This window comes from Micromonospora sp. CA-244673 (assembly GCF_050948395.1).
In the GTDB taxonomy this organism is placed as follows: Bacteria; Actinomycetota; Actinomycetes; order Mycobacteriales; family Micromonosporaceae; genus Micromonospora.
On sequence record NZ_CP192019.1, the window covers coordinates 3271932 to 3295115 of the forward strand.

General features: G+C 70.0%; 29 protein-coding genes and 1 pseudogene. 14 read left to right on the top strand and 16 right to left on the bottom strand.

Annotated features, from left to right (window positions below; all coding sequences use genetic code 11):
• The gene (locus ACQP12_RS15190; RefSeq protein ID WP_433289279.1) at nucleotides 1–378 is read right to left on the bottom strand and encodes a pilin; all 378 of its coding nucleotides are present in this window, start codon (nucleotides 376–378) and stop codon (nucleotides 1–3) included.
• A gap of 470 nt (nucleotides 379–848) precedes the next feature.
• Here ACQP12_RS15190 and ACQP12_RS15195 point away from each other — a divergent pair, with 470 nt between their 5' ends.
• Complete coding sequence (locus ACQP12_RS15195) at nucleotides 849–1643, top strand: Cof-type HAD-IIB family hydrolase (protein ID WP_433288515.1); 795 nt, start codon at nucleotides 849–851, stop codon at nucleotides 1641–1643.
• Between the two features lie 51 nt (nucleotides 1644–1694).
• Here the strand turns inward: ACQP12_RS15195 and ACQP12_RS15200 are convergent, their stop codons facing one another.
• Both ACQP12_RS15200 and ACQP12_RS15205 read right to left on the bottom strand, forming a co-directional pair.
• On the bottom strand, nucleotides 1695–2474 hold the full coding sequence (locus tag ACQP12_RS15200; protein ID WP_433288517.1) for a transposase: 780 nt from the start codon (nucleotides 2472–2474) through the stop codon (nucleotides 1695–1697).
• Between the two features lie 82 nt (nucleotides 2475–2556).
• Entirely contained in the window at nucleotides 2557–3084 is a 528-nt protein-coding gene (locus ACQP12_RS15205) for a 2'-5' RNA ligase family protein (protein WP_433288519.1), read from the bottom strand.
• A gap of 380 nt (nucleotides 3085–3464) precedes the next feature.
• On the opposite strand from ACQP12_RS15205, the gene ACQP12_RS15210 reads away from it, so the two are divergent.
• Both ACQP12_RS15210 and ACQP12_RS15215 read left to right on the top strand, forming a co-directional pair.
• On the top strand, nucleotides 3465–3815 hold the full coding sequence (locus tag ACQP12_RS15210) for a dihydrofolate reductase family protein (RefSeq protein WP_433288521.1): 351 nt from the start codon (nucleotides 3465–3467) through the stop codon (nucleotides 3813–3815).
• A gap of 30 nt (nucleotides 3816–3845) precedes the next feature.
• On the top strand, nucleotides 3846–4034 hold the full coding sequence (locus ACQP12_RS15215; protein WP_433289281.1) for a dihydrofolate reductase family protein: 189 nt from the start codon (nucleotides 3846–3848) through the stop codon (nucleotides 4032–4034).
• An 85-nt stretch (nucleotides 4035–4119) separates the two neighbouring features.
• Here ACQP12_RS15215 and ACQP12_RS15220 read toward each other — a convergent pair whose 3' ends face one another.
• A complete protein-coding gene (locus ACQP12_RS15220) occupies nucleotides 4120–4971 on the bottom strand; it encodes a hypothetical protein (protein WP_433288523.1) in 852 nt (283 codons plus the stop codon).
• Nucleotides 4972–5722: 751 nt separating this feature from the next.
• Here ACQP12_RS15220 and ACQP12_RS15225 point away from each other — a divergent pair.
• From ACQP12_RS15225 to ACQP12_RS15245, 5 genes are all read left to right on the top strand, one after another.
• Nucleotides 5723–6634, top strand: a complete 912-nt coding sequence (locus ACQP12_RS15225) for a hypothetical protein (protein ID WP_433288525.1) — start codon at nucleotides 5723–5725, stop codon at nucleotides 6632–6634.
• Nucleotides 6627–7610: a TRM11 family SAM-dependent methyltransferase gene (locus tag ACQP12_RS15230; protein ID WP_433288527.1), complete on the top strand. Its 984-nt coding sequence runs from the start codon at nucleotides 6627–6629 to the stop codon at nucleotides 7608–7610. Before ACQP12_RS15225 ends, ACQP12_RS15230 begins: the two co-directional genes overlap by 8 nt.
• A gap of 47 nt (nucleotides 7611–7657) precedes the next feature.
• Nucleotides 7658–8203 carry a DNA cytosine methyltransferase gene (locus ACQP12_RS15235; RefSeq protein WP_433288529.1) on the top strand — a complete coding sequence of 182 codons (546 nt, stop codon included), beginning with the start codon at nucleotides 7658–7660 and terminating at the stop codon, nucleotides 8201–8203.
• 241 nt (nucleotides 8204–8444) lie between these two features.
• Complete coding sequence (locus ACQP12_RS15240) at nucleotides 8445–8846, top strand: hypothetical protein (protein ID WP_433288531.1); 402 nt, start codon at nucleotides 8445–8447, stop codon at nucleotides 8844–8846.
• Between the two features lie 194 nt (nucleotides 8847–9040).
• Complete coding sequence (locus ACQP12_RS15245) at nucleotides 9041–9364, top strand: STAS domain-containing protein (protein WP_433288533.1); 324 nt, start codon at nucleotides 9041–9043, stop codon at nucleotides 9362–9364.
• 5 nt (nucleotides 9365–9369) lie between these two features.
• On the opposite strand, the gene ACQP12_RS15250 is transcribed toward ACQP12_RS15245, so the two are convergent.
• The 4 genes from ACQP12_RS15250 to ACQP12_RS15265 all read right to left on the bottom strand — a co-directional run bounded on the left by ACQP12_RS15250 (nucleotide 9370) and on the right by ACQP12_RS15265 (nucleotide 12693).
• A complete protein-coding gene (locus ACQP12_RS15250; protein WP_433288535.1) occupies nucleotides 9370–9681 on the bottom strand; it encodes a tyrosine-type recombinase/integrase in 312 nt (103 codons plus the stop codon).
• 660 nt (nucleotides 9682–10341) lie between these two features.
• Nucleotides 10342–10899, bottom strand: coding sequence for a dihydrofolate reductase family protein (locus tag ACQP12_RS15255; protein WP_433289283.1), 558 nt, complete (start codon nucleotides 10897–10899; stop codon nucleotides 10342–10344).
• Nucleotides 10900–11112: 213 nt separating this feature from the next.
• On the bottom strand, nucleotides 11113–12267 hold the full coding sequence (locus tag ACQP12_RS15260; protein WP_433288536.1) for a CapA family protein: 1155 nt from the start codon (nucleotides 12265–12267) through the stop codon (nucleotides 11113–11115).
• A 3-nt stretch (nucleotides 12268–12270) separates the two neighbouring features.
• Nucleotides 12271–12693, bottom strand: a complete 423-nt coding sequence (locus ACQP12_RS15265) for a YbfB/YjiJ family MFS transporter (RefSeq protein ID WP_433288538.1) — start codon at nucleotides 12691–12693, stop codon at nucleotides 12271–12273.
• 82 nt (nucleotides 12694–12775) lie between these two features.
• Here ACQP12_RS15265 and ACQP12_RS15270 point away from each other — a divergent pair, with 82 nt between their 5' ends.
• Together ACQP12_RS15270 and ACQP12_RS15275 are read left to right on the top strand one after the other, a co-directional pair.
• Nucleotides 12776–13369, top strand: a complete 594-nt coding sequence (locus ACQP12_RS15270) for a TetR/AcrR family transcriptional regulator (RefSeq protein WP_433288540.1) — start codon at nucleotides 12776–12778, stop codon at nucleotides 13367–13369.
• Nucleotides 13370–13421: 52 nt separating this feature from the next.
• Nucleotides 13422–13997 (top strand): hypothetical protein, encoded by a 576-nt coding sequence (locus ACQP12_RS15275; protein WP_433288542.1) that lies wholly within the window; start codon nucleotides 13422–13424, stop codon nucleotides 13995–13997.
• Nucleotides 13998–14015: 18 nt separating this feature from the next.
• Here ACQP12_RS15275 and ACQP12_RS15280 read toward each other — a convergent pair whose 3' ends face one another.
• Complete coding sequence (locus ACQP12_RS15280) at nucleotides 14016–14339, bottom strand: hypothetical protein (RefSeq protein WP_433288544.1); 324 nt, start codon at nucleotides 14337–14339, stop codon at nucleotides 14016–14018.
• Nucleotides 14340–14604: 265 nt separating this feature from the next.
• On the opposite strand from ACQP12_RS15280, the gene ACQP12_RS15285 reads away from it, so the two are divergent.
• Together ACQP12_RS15285 and ACQP12_RS15290 are read left to right on the top strand one after the other, a co-directional pair.
• Nucleotides 14605–14949, top strand: coding sequence for an ArsR/SmtB family transcription factor (locus tag ACQP12_RS15285; protein WP_433288546.1), 345 nt, complete (start codon nucleotides 14605–14607; stop codon nucleotides 14947–14949).
• On the top strand, nucleotides 14946–15302 hold the full coding sequence (locus tag ACQP12_RS15290) for a VOC family protein (protein ID WP_354973484.1): 357 nt from the start codon (nucleotides 14946–14948) through the stop codon (nucleotides 15300–15302). Before ACQP12_RS15285 ends, ACQP12_RS15290 begins: the two co-directional genes overlap by 4 nt.
• Before the next feature lie 124 nt (nucleotides 15303–15426).
• Here the strand turns inward: ACQP12_RS15290 and ACQP12_RS15295 are convergent.
• The 4 genes and pseudogenes from ACQP12_RS15295 to ACQP12_RS15310 all read right to left on the bottom strand — a co-directional run.
• Nucleotides 15427–15843, bottom strand: a pseudogene (locus ACQP12_RS15295) (GTP-binding protein); the annotation flags it as partial.
• 299 nt (nucleotides 15844–16142) lie between these two features.
• Entirely contained in the window at nucleotides 16143–16967 is an 825-nt protein-coding gene (locus ACQP12_RS15300; RefSeq protein ID WP_433288548.1) for an SCO6745 family protein, read from the bottom strand.
• Between the two features lie 121 nt (nucleotides 16968–17088).
• Nucleotides 17089–17406: a hypothetical protein gene (locus tag ACQP12_RS15305; RefSeq protein ID WP_433288550.1), complete on the bottom strand. Its 318-nt coding sequence runs from the start codon at nucleotides 17404–17406 to the stop codon at nucleotides 17089–17091.
• 158 nt (nucleotides 17407–17564) lie between these two features.
• Nucleotides 17565–17741 carry a hypothetical protein gene (locus ACQP12_RS15310; RefSeq protein ID WP_433288552.1) on the bottom strand — a complete coding sequence of 59 codons (177 nt, stop codon included), beginning with the start codon at nucleotides 17739–17741 and terminating at the stop codon, nucleotides 17565–17567.
• Between ACQP12_RS15310 and ACQP12_RS15315 the strand changes: the two genes are divergently transcribed.
• On the top strand, nucleotides 17740–18216 hold the full coding sequence (locus ACQP12_RS15315) for a hypothetical protein (RefSeq protein WP_433288554.1): 477 nt from the start codon (nucleotides 17740–17742) through the stop codon (nucleotides 18214–18216). The genes ACQP12_RS15310 and ACQP12_RS15315 overlap by 2 nt on opposite strands.
• Before the next feature lie 181 nt (nucleotides 18217–18397).
• Here ACQP12_RS15315 and ACQP12_RS15320 read toward each other — a convergent pair whose 3' ends face one another.
• The 3 genes from ACQP12_RS15320 to ACQP12_RS15330 all read right to left on the bottom strand — a co-directional run bounded on the left by ACQP12_RS15320 (nucleotide 18398) and on the right by ACQP12_RS15330 (nucleotide 21770).
• Complete coding sequence (locus ACQP12_RS15320; protein ID WP_433288556.1) at nucleotides 18398–19495, bottom strand: hypothetical protein; 1098 nt, start codon at nucleotides 19493–19495, stop codon at nucleotides 18398–18400.
• A gap of 85 nt (nucleotides 19496–19580) precedes the next feature.
• Complete coding sequence (locus ACQP12_RS15325; protein ID WP_433288558.1) at nucleotides 19581–20141, bottom strand: hypothetical protein; 561 nt, start codon at nucleotides 20139–20141, stop codon at nucleotides 19581–19583.
• A gap of 366 nt (nucleotides 20142–20507) precedes the next feature.
• A complete protein-coding gene (locus tag ACQP12_RS15330; RefSeq protein WP_433288560.1) occupies nucleotides 20508–21770 on the bottom strand; it encodes an IS256 family transposase in 1263 nt (420 codons plus the stop codon).
• Nucleotides 21771–22173: 403 nt separating this feature from the next.
• Here ACQP12_RS15330 and ACQP12_RS15335 point away from each other — a divergent pair, with 403 nt between their 5' ends.
• The gene (locus tag ACQP12_RS15335; RefSeq protein ID WP_433288562.1) at nucleotides 22174–23082 is read left to right on the top strand and encodes a septum formation family protein; all 909 of its coding nucleotides are present in this window, start codon (nucleotides 22174–22176) and stop codon (nucleotides 23080–23082) included.
• Nucleotides 23083–23184 lie beyond the last annotated feature (102 nt).

The following is a 23184-nucleotide window of genomic DNA, read 5'->3' on the forward strand; positions in this document are numbered from 1 at the left end:
TCAGCCTCCGACGATCCCGCGTACGACCTGCAGCAGCACAGGAGCGAGGACGGCCAGGCCGTAGCCGACCAGAGCGTTCTTCAACGCCCCCTTAGCCCGCTCGACCTGCGCCGGGTCGCCGCCTGCGGTGGCCCAGTAGACGCCGGCCAGGACGAGGAACAAGGTGGCCAGTGCGGCGAGGATGCCGATCAGCCAGGCCCGCAGATTGGCGATGACCACCGGCAGCGAGTTCACCGCCACGACCGCCGGCGAGCCGGGATCGGCGTGCGCGGCGGCCGGGGCCGCCACGACCAGGACGATCGCGACGGCCACCGTGACGAGGCGGCGGAGGACCTCGACGGTGGTGAGGGCACGAAGACGTGCGCGGATGCGGTACACGGGCGGATTCACCTCCAGCCCACCCTCGATCTACCGAGGGGCGGGCGTCGAAAGGACGTCGACAGGGCCGCCGCCGGGCACTGGAGCGGAGCGTCGGTGAGCCGCGACAGTCCCTCGGGAGGAGCGCGTCCTCCCTGTCGGGTGTAGCGGGAATCGGTGAGGTGTCAGCGCACCAAAAACGGCACGGCACCCGAGGCGCCCGGCTCGCGTCAGCCCTACCTCGGGCCCGGCGGCGGGCGGAACCTCCCAGCGCCTCGTGCAGCGCCGCGGAAGAGTTCCGCACCCTCAAACCGGCGCTTGTCAGCTCTGCCGGACACCCCCGGAGCTGACATCGGTCTGACAGCCACGGCGCTCGTCTGACCACCAGCTCCGCCCACGCGCGGGCATCGTGATGCCCGGCCCGCACGCTCGGGCCTGTCTTCAAAGACAGGCGCCCATGTGGAGCGGCGCAACTGTGGTGAGATGTCGCCATGGTCACCCCTCGCGTCATCGCCACGGATCTCGACGGCACCCTGCTACGCAGCGACTCGACGCTGTCTGACCGGACCCGCGAGGCCCTGCGAATCGCGCGAGCCGCTGGCGTGCGCGTTGTGGCGGCAACCGCCCGCCCGGCCCGGGTCATCGACGATCTCTTCGGGTCGGAGACGCTTATCGACATCGCGATCTGTGGTAACGGGGCGGTGCGCTACGCCGTCGGCAGCCACCAGATTCAGATCACTCACCCGCTGCCGCAGGACGTGACGCGGCGGGTGGTGGCGGAGATCTCTCGTCTGGTGCCCGGGGCCGGCTTTGCCGTGGAGACCGGTCACCGGGTGCTCTTCGAACCGGGTTACCGCTACCGCCCGACACTGGACAACGACCGGGTGCCCGTCGCCACGCTGTCGGAACTCGTTGCCGACTCGCTGGTCAAGATCATGGTCTGGTTGCCCGATCAGGACCCGGATGTGGCCTGGACGCAGCTGCGTCCCGGACTCGGTCAGCTCATCGAATGCACGTGGTCCGCCGAGCGCGCGCCGCTGGAGATCGCCGCGCTCGGCGTCTCCAAGGCTGCCGCCCTGGCCACGCTCTGCCAGGACTGGGAGGTGGACCCAGCCGAGGTGATCGCCTTCGGGGATGCTCCCAACGATCTACCCATGCTCGCCTGGGCGGGCACCGCCTACGCCGTCGCTAACGCACACGGCTCGGTACTCGCGGCGACGGCCAACCACACGGCCGGCAATGACGAGGACGGTGTCGCCCAGGTGCTGGAACAACTATTCGCCTAAGTGACGTCTCGTAACTCGGGCGGGACGAACGTTTCCGGTGCTGTCCGGTGGTCAGCCGGCGAGGGCGATGTTGTGGAGGTGGGCGATGCCGGCGGCGGTGGTGGCCAGGGTGGTGCCGGCGCGGCGGTAGTCGCGCAGGATTTTGTAAGTCTTCATCCGGGCGAGGGTGTGTTCGATTCGGGCCCGGATGGCGCGGTGTTCAGCGTTGAGGCGTTCCTTCCACTTCGGTAGTGGGCTGCCGTCGCGAGGTTTGCGGTGGGGGATAATCGCTTCGGGGTTGCCCTGGTAGCCGCCATCGGCCATCACCGTTCGCCCGGCGAGGGCGGTGGCGATTCCGCTGGTGCGGTAGGCGACGGTGTCGTTGCGGTTGCCGGGTTGCGGCTTGCCGAGGGCGATGACCCGGCGGGTGTTGGTGTCGATGGCGACCTGCAGGTTGGCCGAGTACCGGTAGTTCTTGCTCTGGGCGGCCAGGCGGTGGTCGCCGGTGGGTACCAGGGTGCCGTCGACGATGGCGATCTGGTCCCTGGGCCGGCGGCGCACCGGCGCGAGGGCCAGGAGACGCCCGAGGCTGTCGATGACCCGGTGCGCGGTCGAGTGCGAGACGCCGAACAGCAGTCCGAGCTGGCGCATCGTGAGGTTTGTGCGCCAATACGCGGCGACCAGCAAGACCCGATCCGCGAGGTGCAGTGCCCATTGCCGGCCCGGGCGGCCATCGGCGATCGCGGAGCCGCCACGGGCGGCAACCAGGCGCACCAGCCGCCGAAACTGAGTAGGGCGCAGGCCGGTGAACGGGTGAATCCAGTCTGATCGGGACGCGGTGATCGTTTGCACACGGACATCGTTGCCGATCGCTACCTGGCGTCCCGAGTTGGGTTAGTACGGGTCGGCTGAGGGGCGTAGCTATGCAGCGGCGCTATGCCGAGCCGAGCCGAAACTCGCGCAGTGTGTGCCAGGAGTCGGGTTCCGGCGCCCCGGCAATGAGCCGGACCGCTTCGACAGTGGCGCGGATCGGCAGGTGGCCGGCGACAGCCTCGGCGGCTTGGGCCAGGACGCGCTTCGGGGCGTCATGGCCGATGGTTAGATGCGGTACGGCGTCGGCATGGGCGCCGGCATACGGCGGAGCCTCAGGGAATCGCCGCCACACGGCCGCGGTGAGTAGGCGCAACGCGCCATCCGGCTGCGGCGAGAGCCAGACCACCGTATCTCCGAACCACTTGACCTCCGCGAACGAGATATCGAACCGCGGTGTGGCTTCGAAGATCTGGCTCAGGATGGCGAGCACATCGTCGTTGATCCGGTCTGGGGGCAAGAACGGGTAGAGCACGGTCACATGAGCGGGCACTCCCCAGCTGGCCGCGATGTCCAGAGCGGACCGGAAGCGCCCCACGGCCCGCTCGACCTCGGGCACGGCGACGATCAGCGCACTCTCTGTCGGCTCCATCGCCACAGTCTCTGATCATCGCTCCTGACAGTCCACCGGAATTCGTGATCAGAAGAGCTGCGAGACAACCCTTAGCCGAACTTTCCCCTACACAATGTCTTCAGGGGTGGTTGTGAGCTGTTGAAGACACCAGTAGACGTCCGTGGCGCGGTGAGGTGTCCTTCTCAGTTGACCTGCTCTCTCCTCAATCTTTCTGCTCCGACTGGAGTCCTTTCTCAGTCGAAGTGACCCGTGTCCCGTCCCGGGGAGCCAGCTCTTGTCTCACTGTACGGGCGATCTTGCGTGCTTCGCCCCATCGAATCTGGCACCGACGCGGCGTCGCCGATGAGTCCTGGGAGGCCGGACGGTCCAACCCTGAAGACAACGGTCAGGAGGTCTCGATGGGCACCGTGGTGCTGTACAAGAGCATGTCGTTGGACGGCTTCGTCGCCGGCCCCGACATCGGCGCGGAACATCCCATGGGAAAGGGCGGCATGCGGCTACACGAATGGATGTTCACCGACCGTCCCGACCCGCGCGACACGGAGGTCATCGCTGCCACGTTCGCCTCGGTGGGCGCGGTCGTGGTCGGCAAGCGCACGTTCGACGTCGGACTGCCCCACTGGCAGGACACCCCCTATCCGGCACCGACCTTCGTACTCACCCACCAGGCCCGTGACGAACTCGCCATGAAGAGCGCGGCGTTCACCTTCGTCACCGCCGGCATCGAGACCGCCCTCAAGTCCGCCTAGGACGCGGCCGAGGACAAGGACGTGATCGTGATGGGCGCCCATACGGGACGGCAGTTCCTGCGGGCCGGGCTGCTGGATGAGTTGCAGATCAACCTCGTGCCCGTGGTGCTGGGCGCCGGAACCCGGCTGCTGGACGACCTGGGCCACACTGAGTTGGAGCGTACGCAGGTGATCGCCTCCGACGCGGTCACGCACCTGCGGTTCCGGGTCGTGAAGTAGCGAGCAATCCTGTCCGCCCCTGACCACGCGACGCCCTGCCTCGGGGCCTGCCAAGCCGCCAGCCCGCAGCGGAACGCTTCGCAGTTCAGGCGGCTGCCCGAGGCGCGCTCCGGAGGGCGCGGCCGGCGCGAGTCTGCGCACGGTGCGCCGACTGGTGCCGCAAGGACTGGCGAGCCTCGGCCGAGACGACGCCGCTGAGCAGTCCCATGGCGAGGGCGTCAGCGAGGCGCTGGTCGATGCCGTTCATCCGCTTACGCAGCGCGTCGACGGTGATGCCCAGACGCGCGGCGATCGGTTCGATGGCTCTGCCGCCCAGCCGCAGGTCGATGTAGGGCTCGAGGTCACCGGCCTCGAGCAGACCGAGCCGGGCGGCCCGGCGCACCAGCAGGTCGGGGTGGCCGTAGGGAACCTGCGGCGCGCGAGGACCGATGACGTGCTCCAGGTCCTGCACCGGCACCGCGGTGCCCACGCGACGCAGCATCTCGTGACCGGCCCGCCAGGCGGCCATGCACAACGCCGCGTACGGGGCCGGCTTGGCCAGGTCGACGCGGTCGCGCAGGGCGGTGAGGAAACCGGTGAGAATCTCCGCGTCCAGGTCGGCCCCGTCACCGGACCACCCCACGTGCAGCCGCCCGGCATGCCGGCGCAGCGCGGGCAGCGCCATCGCCACCGCCGCGATGACCCAGGACGGTCCTTCCAGGCGAGCGCGGCGAACCAGGTCCCGCCACACCGCGTCACGCGCCGCGTAGGCGCGCGGATGGCGCAGGAGCCAGTCCCGCAGCGCCGGCAGTGTCATGACACCGGCCGGCAGACCGGTGCCAGGTCCGAGCGTGTCCAGATCGAGTGTCATGGGCTCGGGGCCCGTGGTCAGTGCCGCGAAGGCAGCCTCGACAGCGTCCAGCGGCGAGTCCGGCCAATTCGAGGCGGACACGGTCATGTCACACACTCCCCAAGGCGATCGTCGGCGACACGCCGAGGGGATGTCCCCCGGCGCGGAAGACACCGATTGCGCCACAGCGTCCTCACAGACCTCTGACAGCCCAGGCCAGCAACACGACCGCACCTGCCACCGCACCCGCCACGCACCCACACAGACAACGGCTGCCGTCCGCACCGCATCCTGGCACCGGCCTGACAAACCGGCTCTGACCTGCGCGTCGACATCGCCAGGGCGGTGATGACACCAGCCGCGCCTGCGGCCCAGACGGCCACGCCGTCCCCTCGACCGAACCTGACAGCGCTCTGACCATCGCCACGGGTGCCGCCGGCCGTCTCTGACAGCCTGCCGCGCTGTCGGACACCGCCCATACGCGACACGTGGCACGGCGTCTGACGCGGTGGCCGCGCCAGGCCTGACAGTGGCACCGACGGATGACAGACATGGCGGTCGTCGACGAGGCGCTCCTGACCGCGCTGAACCTGGCACACGCGCGATGACCACGACCCGGCACACGTCTGACAGCGCCGGCCACTCCAACGTCATCCGCCGCCGCTGGCTGTCCGTCACCTTCTGACAGGGCCCCGGCGCGACAGCCGCCCGGGCACGGTTGACCGATCCAGGGCGTCACGCATCCACGACCGACGGTGCTGTCAGAGCTCTGTCAGACCGGCGGGGTGTCCGCCACAGCTGACAAACGCCGATTTGAGGGTGTCAGCGCATCACGGCGCGGCGCGGAGCCCACATCCACATGAACGAGCACACGCCGCAGCACCCACACGACCCTGTCCCGCCCGTCGACCCACCCGAGGCCGACCCGACCCTGACCGACGTGGTCGCCGGTGACCCACCGGTACCGATCACCGTGTGGCGCACCGCCCGCACCGACGCCGACATCAGCCACAGCATCGGCGCCCGGCTGGCCTACCGGCTCGTCGCCGCCTACAGCCGCCCCGGCGACCCGGTCGTCGACCTCACCGACGACCACGCCCTGGCCGCCGTCTGCCAGGCAGGCCGCCGCCGACACCACCCCGGCTGGTTCACCGACGTCTGCAGCCTCATCATCGGCCCCGCCACCGCACCGACCCCGCCCGACCCCGCCGCGCCGCCCGCCGAGGGGGACCTGCCGGACATGGGCGGTTGGTTCGGCGACGACCTCACCGACCCCGACCTGCCCCCGTCCACCCACCCGACCACCCCGTCCCGCCACGGCACCTCACCGCAGGAGGCGATCAGCCTCGTCGTGGCCCACTGGCCCCTCGACCCCGCCGGCGCCACCAACCGGATCCGGCTGGCATGGCTGCTGACCGCCTGCGCGCGTCTCCTGCGCCCCGGCGGCTGCCTCGTCCTCGTCGTCACCGTCCCCACCACCACGCCCACCGGGCCGGAGGACTTCACCCCGGTGGCCACCGCTGCCGCGTCCATGGGCCTGGGCTACCTGCAGCACATCGTCGCCGTCACCGCCGACACCGAAGGGGACGCCTTCATCTACCACGTCACCGACGAGGAACTCCTCACCATCGCCCAGCAGGCCAGCCCTGGTCGGTGGAGGGTGGCGCACCTGAAGGTCCACGCAGACCTGTTCGTGTTCAGCCCCGTACCCGGACCGGACACCAGGCAGGCGACCCGACGGCGGCGCGCGGGCGGTGACCGCCGTGACTGACCACACCCCCGTCCCACCCAGCCGGGGCCGTCACGGCGATGCCGAGGACGCCCACCCCGGCCGGCGCCAAGACGACAGCCACCGTGAGAGCAGTGGACGTCACCAGGCACCGGACCAACCACAGCGCCTGTCGGTGTGGGCCACCGCGCAGCAGACCGGACCAGTTCAACGCAGCGGTCGCTACACCGCCGAGTCCGTCAAACACCCCGCCCGGATGCTCCCCGCCATCGCCGCGCACGCCATCGCCACCTACACCCAGCCCGGCGACCTCGTCCTCGATCCCATGTGCGGGATCGGCACCACCCTGGTCGAAGCGATCCACGCCGGCCGCGACGCGATCGGGGTGGAATACGAGCCGCGATGGTCAAACATCGCGGACGCCAACATCACCCACGCCCAGCAACAGGGCGCCGGCGGCCGAGCGTCCGTGGTCCGCGGCGACGCCACCCGCCTGCGATCGCTGCTGCCCGCCGCCCTCACCGGGCAGGTCGCCCTGGTCGTCACCTCACCGCCGTACGGGCCCACCGTTCACGGCCTCGTCCGACCCGGTGCTGATGGGGTGGCGAAGTTCGACAACGCCTACAACGACGGCACCGACAAGGGGAACCTCGCCTACCGGGACCTCACTGGTCTCACTGATGGGTTCGAGCAGATCCTGTCCGGCTGCGCGGTGCTGCTGCGCCCCGGCGGCACGGTCGTGGTCACCGCCCGTCCGTGGCGCAAGAACGGTCAGCTCGTGGACCTGCCGTCTGCGGTCATCGCCGCCGGCGTGCGTGCTGGCCTGGTCCCGACCGAGCGGTGCGTCGCCCTCCTCGCCGCCGTCCGCGACGGGCGGCTCGTCGCCCGGCCGTCGTTCTTCCAACTCCAAGCCGTGCGCAAGGCCCGCACCGCCGGCACCCCACTGCACCTGATCACCCACGAGGACGTGTTGATCTTCCGCCGGCCGGAACTACCCACGGAGGTCGCCGATGACTGACGACCACCCCCGGGCAACAGGGTCGGGACCGGTGTGCGGGAGGTGGCGTGAGTGACCACGTTCCCGGGCCGCGGATCGGATCGCTGTGCACCGGCTACGGCGGCCTCGACCTGGCCGTCGAGCTGGTGCTGCGCGGCCGGCTCACCTGGTACGCCGAAACCGACCGACACGCCCGCGCCGTCCTCGCCCACCACTGGCCCGCCGTGCCCAACCTCGGCGACATCCGCACCGTCGACTGGACCCACGTGCCGCCCGTCGACGTCCTCACCGCCGGCTTCCCCTGCCAGGACATCTCCAACGCCGGCAAACGCGCCGGCATCACCGGCCCTCACTCCAGCCTCTGGCAACACATCACCACAGCCCTTCGCCATCTTCGACCCCCACTCGTCTTCGTGGAGAACGTGGCCGCCCTCCGCAGACGCGGACTCGACGTCGTCCACACCGACCTGGCCACGCTCGGGTACGACACGAGCTGGCTGTGCCTACGCGCATCCGACATCGGCGCCGCCCACCGACGCGACCGGCTGTTCCTGCTCGCCGCCACCAGAGGCGGGGGAGAACGTGCGGACACTGCCCACGCCCTGCGCCCGTGACGGCAAGGGACCCGGACACCAGAACGGGCTGCCCGACGTCATCGAACCCCACGGCACCCGCCACCAGCTGTTGCCGACCCCACGCGCCAGCGACACCGGCACCCCCGGCCGCCGCGCAGGCGACGGCTTCCGGCCGCCGCTGTCACAGGTGCTCCTGCCCACCCCGCGGGCGACGGACGGGCAGAAAGGCTGCCCGGGACAACGGGGCTCCCACGGCGACCTCACCCTGCCGTCCGCAGCCGTGCGATGCGCAGCGCCTGCCCTACCCACGCCCCGGGCCTCCGACGCGCGAGGCCCCGGGCACCACGGCGGCGGCGCCGACCTACGCACCACCGTCGCCCAGCTCGCCACCAGCAAACCGGGAACACCCGATCAGGCGACCTGGGGGATCTACGCACCGGCGATCGCCCGCTGGGAGCTCCTGATCGGCCGGCCCGTTCCCGCGCCCACCCAACCCGGCCAGCACGGCAAGCCCGTGCTCGCACCGCCGTTCGTGGAATGGCTCATGGGCCTACCCGCCCACTGGGTCACCGACCCCACCCTCGATCTCCCACGCACCGCCGCGTTACGCGTCCTCGGCAACGGCGTCGTCCCCGCCCAAGCGGCGACCGCCCTACGCCTTTTGCTCTGCAGCCACCGCTGACGGCCACCACACGCGGAACCCTTCGCGGGCGGCCCCATGCGGCCGCCCGCGAAGAGCCGCGTCAGCCCGGGCCACGTCAGCCAACGCTCCTGGGAGCCCCCAATGCACTCGAACTTGCCCCGCCAGACCGCTCGCCCGCCCGGCACCCCTTTGGCTGAGGTCGGGCAAGGCGTGGGTGCGTATACGATCCGCCCATGCCGGCGCCCCTCTGGACCCACACCACCAAGTGGCTCGGGGACACGAGCATTATCTGGCTGTCCGGAGAACTGGATTTGTCCGCCCACACGGACGTCCGAGAACTGTTCACCGAGGAGCTTCGGCACCCCGAGCTCACCCGCCTGCATATTGATCTGTCAGCGGTTACGTTCATGGACTCCACCGTGCTCGGCGCGCTCCTCTACGCCTACAACGCCACCGAGAACTCAGATCGGCAGCTCACCATCGCGCCGAGTGAGTTTGTGCGGCGGATTCTGAACGTCACCGGGTTGTCGCACCTGTTCGTCATAGCGGACAGGTGATTCGCTCAGGCTTGTGCCGCACGGCTCGCGGCAGCTTGCAGCACCGTGCCGACCAGGCCGCGGCGGCGCTCCCGCTTCGGCCACCAGCGCACGTCAGTCTCCAGCGTGATCCGCGGCGTCTTATGCCGGAGCATGCGCTGCACCTCTTGCGGGTCGGCGTGGTTCGTGATCAGGGTCGTGGCGAAGAAGCGCCGCAGGGCGTGGAACCTTCCGTGCTCCTTCGGCCAGCCGGCCGCATCGCGCCAGTCCGCGCACTCCCGCGACCACGTCCGGTCGGTGAACGGATTGCCGCGCGTGGTGGTGAACGGCAGCGGCACACAACGACGGACCGGGCCCGAGGGATGTCAACCAGTTCGGCGAAGCCAGGTGGGAACTCCCGGACGTGCTCGCCGAGGACCTGGCAGACGATCGGGTCCAAGTCAAGGCGGCCCTGAACGGGCCGCACGCGCCGCCGCCTGGGCGCGCGCCGGCTGCTGCCGCTGTCGCTCTGCGGCCGTCACGCCTGATGGCCCGGCGACTGGCGCGGAGAGCGGAGAGCCCGGAGGGCCGCCGCAGCACGGCAGGGCGTTGACCCGTGATGTTGTAAGCCGGCAGCCGGCCGGGCCGCGCGGCCACGAGCCCGCGCGGCGTGGGGGAGGGGACGCCGGCGGCGTCGGCGAGCTTGCGGCGGCCGCGGGGTTGCCGTTAGAGCGCCCTACCTTCCATTGCAGGCCCGCCGGTGGTAGTCGTACGGGCTGACGCGGACGGGGCAGGTATGGCTTTTATTGTTAGCCGGGGTCACCGATGATGTCGTGGCCGCGGAGAAGGGCATCGATCTTGTAGTTCGGGCCGATGCTGCGCCGCTGGCGGCATCCACGGAGCCCTCGACCGGGCTCCTCGAAGACGTCCTCGCCTTCGAGGAGTCGTTCGGCGCTGCACGGCGAGCGCAAGGAGGACGCCGCGCTGCCGGTGAGCTGGCGGCGATGGACTCCTGTGATTCAGCGCGCGCGGCGGTAGTGCATGGCCACCGCGCCGTTGCGGAGCGGCTCCGCTGAGAGCAGCTCGAGCTGGCGCGTGCCGGGCAGCCCGCCCTGGTGCAGCGTCGGGCCGTGGCCGGCAATCCTGGGATGGACGAGCATCTTGTACTCGTCGATCAGGTCCAGCCGGTCGAGCTCGGTCGCGAGCTTGCCGCTTCCGAGGAGGACCCCGGCCGGGGTCGCGTCCTTGAGCTTCTGCACGCCCTCGCGCAGATCACCGGCGATGTGGTGGCTGTTGGCCCACGGGAAGTCCTTGCGCGTCGACGACACCACGTACTTGGGTTTGGCCTCGAGCTTGACCGCCCACTCGCGCATGGCCGGCGGCGCCTCCTCGTCGCCGCGGGCGACGGCCGGCCAGTAGCTCTCCATCATCTCGTAGGTGACGCGACCCCACAGCATTGCCCCGCCCTCGTCCATGAGACGGGTGAAGAAGGCGTGCGTCTCGTCGTCGGCGATCCCCTCCCGGTGGTCGACGCAACCGTCCAGGGTGAGGTTGAGGCTGAAGATGAGCGGTCCCATGGCCGGCGAGTCTAACGCCACCAGGGCGTCGGCCCAGGCGGGCGTCGCGTCAGCGAGCTCGCGGTACACGCGCCCTGTCTCGTTGAAGTCGTCGGTCTGGGCGAGCCTGCGCTCGCTCGCGGGCGGTGGCCATGCCGCCCTCCTGGGTCGTGGGCTGAAGCTGAAGCTGCCCGTTTTCGCCGCGTCTCGCTCGGCCGCTTCGTGACCAACGCGTCAGTCGCCGGTGGGCGGCTTGATCTTTCCGAAGTCGTCGAGTCGGGCCGCGGTCCGAGGGAAGTCCGAGCCGCTGAGCTGACGGACCAGCCGCAGGCCCCGGTCGTCCGGGTCCATGGTCGGGCGGCCGGTGCCGTTCATGTACGTCGATGTCAGTGAGCCGCCGGCCCAGGTGCCGTCGGGCCGGAGCGACACCTTGAGCACGGCACCCCAGCCGAACCGGCCGTCGTTGCTGAGTGAATTGCCTCCGCCAGCGAAGTTTCCGAGGCTGTACGCGATCAGCCGGCCCTTGTAGAACTCCATGCCGCGCAGCACGTGTGGACCGTGCCCGACGATGAGGTCGGCGCCGGCGTCGATCATCGCCTTGGAGAACGTGACCGGGTCGCCCCGGTTCTCGCCGAGGAACATCTCGGTGCCCGGGCGCACCCGGGTCTTGTCCGCGCCCTCGCCGCCCATGTGCACCTGCACAACGACCAGGTCGGCCATGGTGGCCGCCTTGGCGACCACCCGCTTCGCCTCGGCGATGTCGATCACGCTGTTGGACCAGACGTACGACGAGAAGCCGGCGACCGCAACCTTGACGCCCTGCACCTCGATCACAGTGATCTCGTCGGGAGCGCCGGTGTGCGCCAGGTCGTACTTTTCCAGGGCCTTCCGGGTGTTCTCATAACCCTTCGGACCGTAATCGTAGCCGTGGTTGTTTGCCTGGTTGAGGAGGACGAAACCGGCGTCGCGCAGGTGGGCGGCGTACTCCGGCGGCGCCCGGAACTGGAAGCAGCGGGTGGAGTGGGCACCGCACTTGCCGGTGCCCGTGTCCACGGTCAGTGGTTCTTCGAGGTTGCCCATCACCAGGTCGGCCTGCAGCGCCCGCTCGACCGAGTCGAAGAACCCCTTGCCGCCGTCCGCGGGCAGCCGGTTCGGGGCGTTGCCCATGATGATGTCGCCTGTCGCGGAGAGCGAAACGACCCGCTGGGGCCGGGCCGCCGAAGGCATGTTCGCAGTTGGGAACGGGGCGCCGGTCTTCGAGGGTGGCTCAGTCCATCGAGCGGCCGGCGTGCCACAAGCCGCAACCAGCACAGCAAGGACCAGGACCCCTAGAGCGAGCACCGACCTACGGCCGAGATTGAACGGAAGGCTGCCGTTGAGGTTGCGCATCGATCAGGCCACAACGCTTTCTGAGGTTGGTCGGGTCGGACCGCCGGCCGCGAGGCGCGACGCGGGCACCCCGCCTGCGACGAACACCACCGCGCCGGTGGCCCCGGACAGCGTACGGACGGCCGCCAGCGTCAGGTAGTCGCCGCTGACGGCGGTGATGGCCAGCGACGCGGCGGTCAGCGCCATGGCGAGGCGGAACGCGGTGGCCGCGCCGAGGCGGCGTATCAGCCCGCGTGTCAGTAGCGCGCCGAGCAGGTAGCCGAAGCCGTTGGCCGTGCTCATGGCGCCGGCTGCTGCCAGCGTCCAGCTGAGGTCGTCCCGCATCGCCGGCAACAGCAGCCCGTAGGCGAAGCGTGCGAAGCCGAGAGCGGACGCGGTGCCCAGGGCGAGCCGCAGGGCCGGCCACAACGGCGCGGTCAACGTCATCAGCCCTCCCGGTGATCGAACTGATCGGTACGAACTCGGGAGATGCTAGCAGTAGAAGGAACCGCTCGGTACCATCTATCTCGTGCCGGTACCCAAGGGATCAACGATCGACCCGGAGCGCACCCGCTCGGGCATCATCGACGCGGCGTCCCCGCTGCTGTACGAGCGGGGCCTCGACGGCATCGGCGTCGCCGAACTGTGCTCGCGCATCGGCGTGTCCAAGGAGACTCTCTACCGGTACTTCGGCACCAAGGACGGCCTGATCCAAGCGGTGCTGCAGGCGCGTAGCGACCGGGTGACCTCCTGGATCGCCGCGGCCGCGGCCGCCGCCGGAGAGGATCCCCGCGAGCAGCTCGCCGCCGTGTTCGATGAGCTCCATCGGTGGTACGAGGAGCCGACGTTCCGTGGCTGCGCCATGCACAACGCCGCAGCGCAACACCAGTCCCAGCCCGTCATGGGTATCACCGCGCGCCACCTGGACCGCCGCCTCGACCTCCTGACCTCCATCGCCCGGCGCGCCGGCGCAGCCGACCCGGATTCCGTCGGGCGACAGTTGCTCCTCCTGGTCGAGGGTGCCACCCTGATCGCCGCGCACTACGACCGAACCAGCGCCGGCAAGCACGCCAAGCAGGCCGCCCTCGCCCTGCTGGCCGCCGCCCCCCGCGTTGGCGCCTGACTCCTCCGGCCGCACGTCAACCCGCTCGGTGCGCCTCGGGCACGGCACTAGAGTGGCCGCCATGCAGACAGGACCCGAGTCGCGCCGCGACGGCGGAATCACCGCGCTGGTGGAGGGATTCTTCGCGGCGAGCTGGTTCGGGTGGGGGCAGGCGGACCCACCGGCCTGGCTGCCTCCGTGGCTGACCGTCGGCAGCATCGCGGCGCTGCTTGTCGCCGCAGTCGGCGCGGTGGTCGGCTTCACCAGCCCGGCCTCCACCGCCGCGATCAACAGCCGGGCCGCCGGCCGACGCTACGGGACCATCGTGGGCATCGAGTTCACGCTTGCCGGGCTCGGCGCAGTGCTTCTGGGCATGCTCGGCCTGCCGGCGTACATTCCGGTATGGATCTGCGCCGTGGTCGGGGTCCATTTCCTGCCGCTGACGGCGGTGCTGCGGGACCGCAACCTCATCGCGCTCGGCGTCCTGCTCACCGCGACGGCGGTCGCGGCCCTGATCACCGGCCTCACCACCGCAGTCGCGCCGAGCGCTGTCACCGGCGTAGGCGCCGGACTGTTCCTGTCGGTCTTCGGGGCCGTCGCGCTCGTCAGGGCGCTGCGCCAGCCGCGCCCCCGTCCGCAACCGGCCTGACCCGAATCCGCGGCGGTCTCACCCGCCGCCGCGCACAGAGCCCACGCCGCGCCTGATCGAGGCGCGCACCTCCCGGTTCGCCGTCGTAGGGTCGGCTCCGGCGGCCCGGAGCAAGTCGCTCGCGGCGGTGCGTAGCTGGGTGACCACGGCCTCGCCGAACTCGTTGAGCCCCTGCGCCTGGGCCCGGCCGGCGGCCTGTACGGCGTCGTCGATCTTCTGCTGCGTCCTGCCGATGTGCCGCGCGGACCGGTGCTCCCGACGGAGCAGCTCGACGGCATCGGCGAGCTGGCCCACGCCGGCGCACAGATCGGGAGAGATCCGTTCCCCATACTCCAGCGCCATCGCCGACCGGCGGGCCAGTGCAGAGCGGCGTATGCCGGCTAATGCACAGCAGCCATCGGCATCTACAAGAGCACGCGGGCAGCCGCCAGGTGAGGCGACTGCTGCACCTAACGTTCGTTGACTACTCAGCGTGAATACCAGCAGCCCAGCCAGTCGCCCTGCTTCGCTGTGAACAGTGCGCCGTAAAAGAGCAGGAGTTGGCGGGGTGGTGGCGTAGCGGCAAACCAACGTGTAAGTTGCAGCTTACACGTTTGGAGGTGGGGTGGTGCTTGACCTGGCCGCCGTGCTCAACGCCCTGGCCGATCCATCGCGGCGGGTGCTGCTGCAGCGGCTCGCGCACGGGCCGGCCACCTCCGGGCAGCTCGCCGAGCTGCTCAGCGTCAGCCGGCCGGCCACCTCGCAGCACCTGCAGGTGCTGCAGGCCGCCGGCCTGGTCCGTTCGACGGCGCTGGGCCGGCACCGGTGGCACGAGTTGGCGCCGGGCCCGCTCTACCTGGTGGAGCAGTGGGTCCGCAGCCTGGCCGACACATGGGCCGCCGCCCCAACGCTGGACGACCGCGCCGGGGCACCGCAACGAACCGCCGAATTCCGCAAGGAGAACACGCCGTGACCCAGCCCGTGACCTACGTCGAGCTGAACTCGCCCGACCTGCCCGCGTCCACCGCATTCTTCCGCGCCGTGTTCGGCTGGGAACCCCAGCCGTTCGCCACCCCGGAGTACCTGGTGGCCCCGCACGGCGACAGCCCCGGCGTCGACACCGCCCTGCTGACCTCCCGAGACGGGCAACCCCGGGCGGTGCCGGTCATCCGGGTCCCGGACCTGGACGCGGCAACCGCCGCGGTCGGCGCGCACGGCGGCACGGTCGTCGTACCGCCGTTCGAGCTGGCCGGCGTCGGCCGCGGTTGCTACGTCATCGACCCCGCCGGGCTCCTGCTCGGGCTGCACGCCTACGACCAACGCTGAACGTGGCGGGCATGGTGATGCTAGAGGCGCGGGAACGATCGCTTCTTCCGCCAGCCGTGCGCGTCGACGAAACCAGCTGAGGTCCTTAACCGACCGGATCGCCGGCCCGATGAAAGGGCACTCAGACCAGGTGCTGGTGCCGGTCTGCGTAGTAGGGGGTCCCACTCCAGGGGGCGGCGGCAAGCTGGCGCTGGTCGTCAACGTGGTGCCACCGGTCCTCGGGCAGGCTCACCAGCCAGTGCCCGAGGGACCCCATCGCCAGCCCGCCGCCGGCGAATTCCCAGGTCACCACGGTGTCGGGTTGGCTGGCTAGCCAAAGGTGGCCGCGGGAGCGGATCACCTCGGCGTTCACCTCTTCGAGGACGTTGTGCAGGCGCTGGGGGTGGAAGGGCCGGCGTCCGCGGAAGACGGTGGAGACGACTCCGCAGTCGGGCTCCGGCTCGTGCGTGCCGAGGATGGAGCCCTGCAGACCGCAGGCGAGAATCCCGGGGGTATCCGGCCGGTGCCGGTGGGTGTGGCGCAGCTGACGGGTCAGCTTTCCGGTACGACTGGAGTGACGGCCTAAAGCAGTTCGACTAGCGCCGCAGTGGCCCCTCGGTGGGCCGCGGTCCTCGACATCAGGCAAGTATGCCGGTACACCCTGCGATGTCTTGACCTGAGCCAACAGTCAGCGTTCCGACAAGGCCCCTGCCCTTCCATACGACTCCCATCATGAGCGGCATCGTCGGTGGTAGACGCTGACATCCGGATCTGCCGCAGTGCGCTCGCTGCTGGACAACGCACGCGAGTGTCTACGCGCAGCGACCGTCTGTTCTCGTGGCCGTCGCCTGGCGCGCCGGCTCAGTGGTCGACTTCCTGTGCTGCGGCGGCGATCGGCTCGAGCTCCGCGATCAGCTCGTCGAGCTCGTCGGCGGTGAGTACGTCGTACGCCGGCGCGGCCAGCTCGTCGGTGATGGCCTCGATCCGCTCCTTGGTCTGGCGGCCGGCGTCGGTGAACCCGCCGGCGGCGTCCACGAGGCCGCGGCGGCGCAACCCGTCGACGACAGCGGCGAGCTGTGCCTTGGGCAGGTGGTGGATCCGGCCGAACTCCTCCGCCCTCATGCCGAGGGAGAGAGCGAGGAGGACGTGGGCCTCGGTGCCGCCGATGCCGTGGGCGAGGAGGGCGACGTTGTGGCCGTCCCCGCGGTGCTCCCGCAGCAGCGTCGCCGCGTGCCAGAGCCTGGCCACCGGCTCGGCGGGCACGTCGAGCGCCCGCAGTCCGGCATACAGCGCTCGGCCCTCGGTCGGCGCGCTGACCGCCGCCCGGGTGGCCAGGTCGGCGACCCGCACCAGATCGGGGGAGTCGGCGAGCTGCCCGATCCTCTGCCGCAGCGCTGCGGCGCTGCCCCGCTCGCGCACGGCGATCGCCTCCTGTGGGGTGGTCTTCCCCCAGACCCACGGGATGTGGCGCGCCACCTCGCCGTCGGCGAAGTTGTAGAAGACCGCGTGCACCACCTCGGCCGGCGCCAGCCCCAGCGGCGCGGCCCGGCCCGCGAAGTACCCGTCCCAGTAGTTGCGCATGCCCAAGGCCAGGAACGCCTCGTTCGGCACCTCGGAGAAGGTGACGGTGGCGATCGGCTCGACGAGCTCGAACATGCGGTGGATCTTGGCCAGGGGGTGCTGCATGGGTCGGCATCTCCTGTGGTCGTGACCGCGCCCTCGTGGGTGCCTCACCCTAGCTACGAACAACGCGGCCCGGATACGACAACTCCGGTCGACATCAACCCAGCCAAGATCAGGCTTACTCTCATGCCGCCGTTCGCGCACGGCGGCCTGTCATCGTCATGATCGACGCTTCGTGCGCCTCGAGTGTCGAGCGAACGTGGAATCCAATGCGAGCTGCGAAGCTATTAGCCCGTGGTGTCGCTGGTGACTGAGGCATTTTGGCGGAATGCGAAAAGGTCTGCCGCGGGGGCAGCCGGATCGACGGATCGACCGCCCGCATCGCCAGGAGGCCGGGTATCGCACCACGGCGGATTGCGTCGTCGATCGCCTTTCGAGCGTCGGCCGGCAGGCGGTCCCAGATCGCGGCGGGCGGCGCAGAGATGGCAAGGTGCACCGACACGGTCGGGGAGGCTCGTTCCGCAACGCTGGCCGCACCCCGGGCATCAATGGTCCAACACGTTCTTCAGTCTCGAGCTCACGTTCGTCGCCACCAACCGGATAAGGTCGGCCCGCCTCCTCGACCGCTTGATCACGTTACCGTTCATGCCGCGATCCGCGCTACGCCGCGTGGCGGCTATGGTTCCCGCCGCAGACGACGTTGTCGCCGTACCAGATGATTGGTCGGCACGCATCCTGAGCCAGCCCGACGGCGTGGTCTCGTTGATTGATGAGCAGGCAGTCCAGATGGAGGTCTTCCATGTCGACACTGCTGTGGCCCGCGATCATATCGAGCATGTCCGCGCTGCTCGGAGTAGCGATGGGTGGCTTCCTAACCGCACGGGTGCAGAAGCGGCAGTGGGCTCGGGGCCAGCAAATCGAGGCGTGTGCGGCGATCGTGGTCGAGTCGACCCGCGTTCAGCTGTCACTACGTGGGCAGTGGAAGCACGACCAGCGTGTCGACTGGATGCCATGGAATGAAGCCCTCGCGAAGATCAGCCTGGTCGCCGATCGAGCGGTCGTCGAGGCTGCGGGCGAGGTAGATGCGGTGTTCTGGCAGCACAGTGACCGCATCGACCGCAGCGAAATCGCCGATGAGGCCGCGTGGTTCGTGGCGACGGAGCTGATGGAGGCCGCGCGGTTGGGGTTCGTCAATATAGCGAAACGTCACGTTTTGGGCTCAGCGGACCGGCTAGACCGGCTGCCGGTACGCCGGCCAAGCGGCTACCTGCCGGGCGTAGGCACTGCGCCCAGCCCGTCCGACCCACCGTGACCTTGTTCCACCGCGCCGCCTGCCGACCCTGTCGCCCACAGCGGCATCCGCACATCCGCCGAGCGAGCGCACCGGCTTTGCAGTGCATCACCGTCCGTACGCCGAGCCGCCGGTTCACCGCGTCTGGAGACGCACGCACGTGCCCATGTGCGGATGGGAGGTCGGGCCAGGCCGGGGTCAGTCACAGCAGGCCGCGCTCGCGTAGCCGGGCGAGCCGGTCCGCCGGCAGGCAGTCGGCCAGGTTCCGCTCCAGGTCGACCAGCTCAAGGTCGACCGGGTACACCACGAAGTCGTCGGCGACTGGCAGCGTGTCCGACCAGTCGCGGAGGTTGAGCCGAGCCGCCACCGCGCACAACAGTCGCCGGCCCACCTCGGATCCGGCGGCGGCATCGAGGTCGCTGGCGTCGAGCAGGGCGAGCTCCTGTCGTACCAGCCGCACCGATCCTGCGTCGTCGAGGTCGACGTCGGTACTGGTCTCGAAGTCGGCCGGCGACCATGCTGCCTGGGCGTCGATCGCCGCCAGGGAGGCGCGCTCGTCCTCAGTGGCCCCGTGTACCTCGAAGGACAGCGCGTCCGATCGGTAGTAGCTCAGCGCGACGCAGGCGGCGGGGCCGTCGACCGGCAGGCGCGCCACGGCGTCCGGGATCAGCGTGAGGAAGGCGTCCTCGATGGTCCGGCACGCCGCTTCGAGGTCTAATCCGGCCGGCGGCCGCTCATAGCGGACCTCGGACCGACGGCCCATGACCTCGTCGATGCGGACCAGGCCGCGGTCGTCGTGCTCCGCCGTCAGCACCGAAGGCGCCCGGCCGTCGTGCTCGATCTCGACGCGGCTGATCCGCCCATCGGTGTATGCGTACGACTCCCGCCCCGAGCCGCCCCGCGCGACCGTGTCGGCCGAGCGCATCAACCCGTCCACGAAGCGGTAGTCGTGCAGGTAGATGGGCCCGTTCGTATCGAAGTGCGCCGCCTCGACCACGTCGCCGTCGTGGCGGATGAACGTCTCGTAGTACAGGCGGCCGTGAAGAAAGCCGCTGTACTCCTCGATAACCACCGCGCGGCCCTCGGCGTCGAACCCGATGCGGAGGACATCCCGATCCACCGACGGTCTGGCGTCCAACCGGCGGCCAGCCTTGAGCAGGTCCCGTTCGAAGTGCAACGGACGAAGATCAAGACCCGGCCAGGTGTACCAGTCCCAGCGCCCGACGAGCGCGGTCGCCGCTCTCTTCCGGGAGTCGTACTCGCCAGCGAGCCGGGCGAACCGCGCGGCAAGATCGGACATGTCCGGGATCCTACTGGTCGCCTCGCCGGACTGGCCGCCGCGCACATCCGGATCTGCCGCGAAGTGCTCCTGCCGTGGACCTACGTCAGAGGCGAGTTGCCGTCGCCCGAATGTCGGCCGGCCGTCGCACCTGGTCGACGATGCCGCCGCGGACACCGAGGCTGCCTCGCGCGGCCCGGTAGAAGCCGTCACGAGTCTCATCGGCTCGCCGAACCAGCTCCGTCAGATCGCCGGGCGGTTCCGGCAAGGAACGCGCCGCCTGCTCCAGCGCTCGTACGGCGTGACGCCATGCCGAGGCCGCACCTACGGTGAGCTCATCACCGAGCAGCAGAACCGACTCCCAGGTCAGGGTGTGCCGCACATCCGCCTCAGCCAACCGGGCTAATCCCTCTTCGCCGTCAAGTGCCGGGGTCCGGGCGCCGGGCCGGTGGGCGCTGAGCATTCCCAGCGCCAGCAGATGGACCTCCTTCACGGCGCGCGTGAAATCAGCGTAAGCGTCCAGCCGCCGCTCGTCCCATCGCACCATTTGACTGCGCCGCCAACGGGCCCGTTCGGCCACTGTCGTGGCAACGATCGTGCCGACAGTTCCGACCACCACCCCGATCAGCGCCGGCACCTGCGTCATCATGGTCTCCAGCAGTCTCACCGACGTCCCCTCGCCGTGGTTGGAATCGGCCCGTCCACCATGACTTGCACTACCTTCAGTTGCCATGCAGGCGACGCCAGGCGCGCCGCAGGGCCCGCATCCACGCTGGTGACCTGACAGACCCGGTGACAGTAGCCTCCTGATTGTCGTCGTGATTGTCTCTGCTGGAGGGACTCCCGCAGTGGACTGACTCCATCGGCGCGCCGCCCTCGTCCGCACCCTCATGCCGCGGGTGGTGCGCGCAGGCGCCGGCGCAGCCGTCACCACGTGTAGCCGGCCATGGTTTGTTTCGGCGTAATGGTTTGGCTCCCCTCTGTGGGGAGTGTGTCGATTTCCGTGTTTGGGCCTGTGGTGTGATCGATGTTGTTAGATGGTGATCCGGTCGCCGTAGGCGAGGATCAGGGCGTTGAGGGCCTTGGCCCAACCGTAGACCCGGCCGGTGATGCTCCCGCCTCCCTTACGTTTCTGCTGGACGACGAGGTAGAGGACCTTCATCGCGGCCTGCTCGGTCGGGAAGTGCCCGCGCCGGCGGGCGGCTTGGCGGAACCGTGCGTTGAGGCTCTCGATGATGTTGGTGGTGTAGAGGACCTTGCGGACCTCGTGGTCGTAGTCCAGGAACGGCACGAACTGCGGCCAGGAGGTCCGCCAGAGCCGGATGACGGCCGGGTACTGATCGCCGAACTCGGCGGCGAAGGCCTCGAACCGGGCCTCCGCAGCCGCGACGGTGGGGGCGGTGTAGATCTCCCGCAGAGCGGGGGTGATCTTCTGCCAGTCCTTGCGGTTGGTGTAGCGCAGGCTGGCTCGCACGAGGTGCACGACGCACTGCTGGTGCACCGCCTGCGGCCAGACCTGCTCGATGGCGTCGGTCATGCCTTTGAGGCCGTCGGAGCAGACCATGAACACGTCCTCGGCACCGCGGTTGCGTAGTTCGGTGAGGTAGCCGGCCCACTGCTTGGCGCCCTCCCCGCCGGTGCCAGCCCACATGCCCAGCACGTCGCGTTCTCCGTCGAGGCTGATCCCGACCACGACGTAGACGGGTCGGTTCGCGACCTGCCCCTGGCGGATCTTCATCACCAGGGCGTCGATGAACACCACCGGATAGACCCGGTCCAGGGGCCGTTGCCGCCAGGCTTCCATCTCGTCCAGGACGCTGTCGGTGACCCGGCTGATCAACTCCCGGGACACGTCGGCGTCATACCCGTCCGCGAGATGCGCGGAGATCTCCCCGGTCGTCAGGCCTTTGGCATACAGCGACAGGATCGCCTCGTTGAACCCGTCCCACCGGCGGGTGTGCTTCGGCACGATCCGCGGCGTGAACGAACCGGCCCGATCCCGCGGGACCTGGATCCGCACCGGCCCGACCTCGGTCTGCACCGTCTTCGCCCCGTGCCCGTTACGGATGTTGACCCGCCGGCCGGTGGCCTCGTCGACGCCGGCCTCGTCGAGGTGCGCATCCAGCTCCGCACCGAGCGCCGATTCCAGGACGGTGCGGGTGATACCCGCGAGGAGCCCGCCCGGCCCGACCAACGAGACTCCATCGGCCTTGGCCCGCTCGACCAACTGCTGCGCGAACTCCACCTCCGCCGGCGTCGGCTGCGGAAGCTGAACAGCGTTCTTCTTGTCTGCCATGACGTGGTCCTTCCCGGACAGGATCAACGTCCTGTCCAACGGACCACACCCAGGTCAAACACGGAAATCTACGCAGTCCCTGATCAGCCAGGGTCCCCACAGGACCCTCGGAGGCTAAAAATCAAGGTAGGTGCCGGGGACGCTACGGCCGCCCCGCCGGGGATCGGGAAGCACGTGGGGAGCAGCCAGGTAAGTGGCTGCAGCGTCTTGCGCGGGGCGGGAGTGGCCAGCATGCGGTGTGACGAAAGACCGGGACCGCCCCTGAGCCGTTCGCCGTCGGGGTCGTCACGGGCCGCCCGCGCCCTCTCAGCGCCTGGCCTCCGCCGGATGTCGCACGACGGACGGGGACCCTGGCGATGCCTCCGGGTGGCATATGCTGCGCCGGCACGACGGGGAGGATGACATGCGACGGTGGCGGGTACGGGTGGCGGTGGCCGCCCTGGCCGGGGCGGTGACGGCGATGGCGGGGTGCGGGGCACCGGCCGGGCTGGACGGCGACCTGACCGACGACTGGCGGCCCGCCGCGGCGGCCGTGCAGTTCAGCCCGAAGGTGGGCGACTGCCACGTGATCGCCGGCCCGTCGAGTTACCTGACCAGCTACCAGCCGGTCGACTGCATGCGGCAGCACCTGCTGGAGACCTTTTACCTGGGCACGTTCACGGGCGCGGTAGCCGAACGGGAAACACCGCCGCCGGTGGGCTCGGCGGTGCTGCGACCTGCGTTTGCCCAATGCGACGCGAAGGCGACCGCGTTCGTCGGTGGCGACTGGCGGGGCGCTCGCCTGACGGTGCAGGTCGCGCCGCCGTCCTCGGGCGGGTGGCAGGGTGGCAGTCGCTGGTTCCGGTGCGACATCTTTGAGCTGGACACGGCCGACGGCGGCTCCGCGCAACGGCATCCGGACGACCACCCGGTGCAGCACACCGGCAGCCTGCGGGACGCGCTGAAGGGCCCGTCACCGCTGGCCTTCGGGTGCCTGAACGAGGACCGGTACGGCGCCTTCGAGCAGACCGGCTGCGCCCGGCCGCACACGTTCGAGTACGTCGGTTCGTGGACGGCGCCCGACACCCCGTACGCGGACGCGGGCCGCGACGAGGACGGCGTGCACGCGAAGTGCCGGGCCCTCGTGGCCCGGTACGCGAAGGTCCCGGTCGACGGCGTGCTGCGCTACCGGACGGGCACCTCGTACCTGGTGCCGGCCGCGGAGGCGTGGGCGCGCGGTGACCGGGGGATCCGCTGCTTCTACTGGTCGGGGGGTCCGAAGGTGACCCACTCGATCAAGGGCGGTGGCACGAAGGCGCTGCCAGTCCGCTGAACGCGGTGCGCCGGCGGAGGCGGGCGGGGCAATCGGGTGAGCCGGGCCGGTCTGGCTGTCCACCGTCGACCGGTGCCCATCATCGCGCTCGGTCGCAGCGGC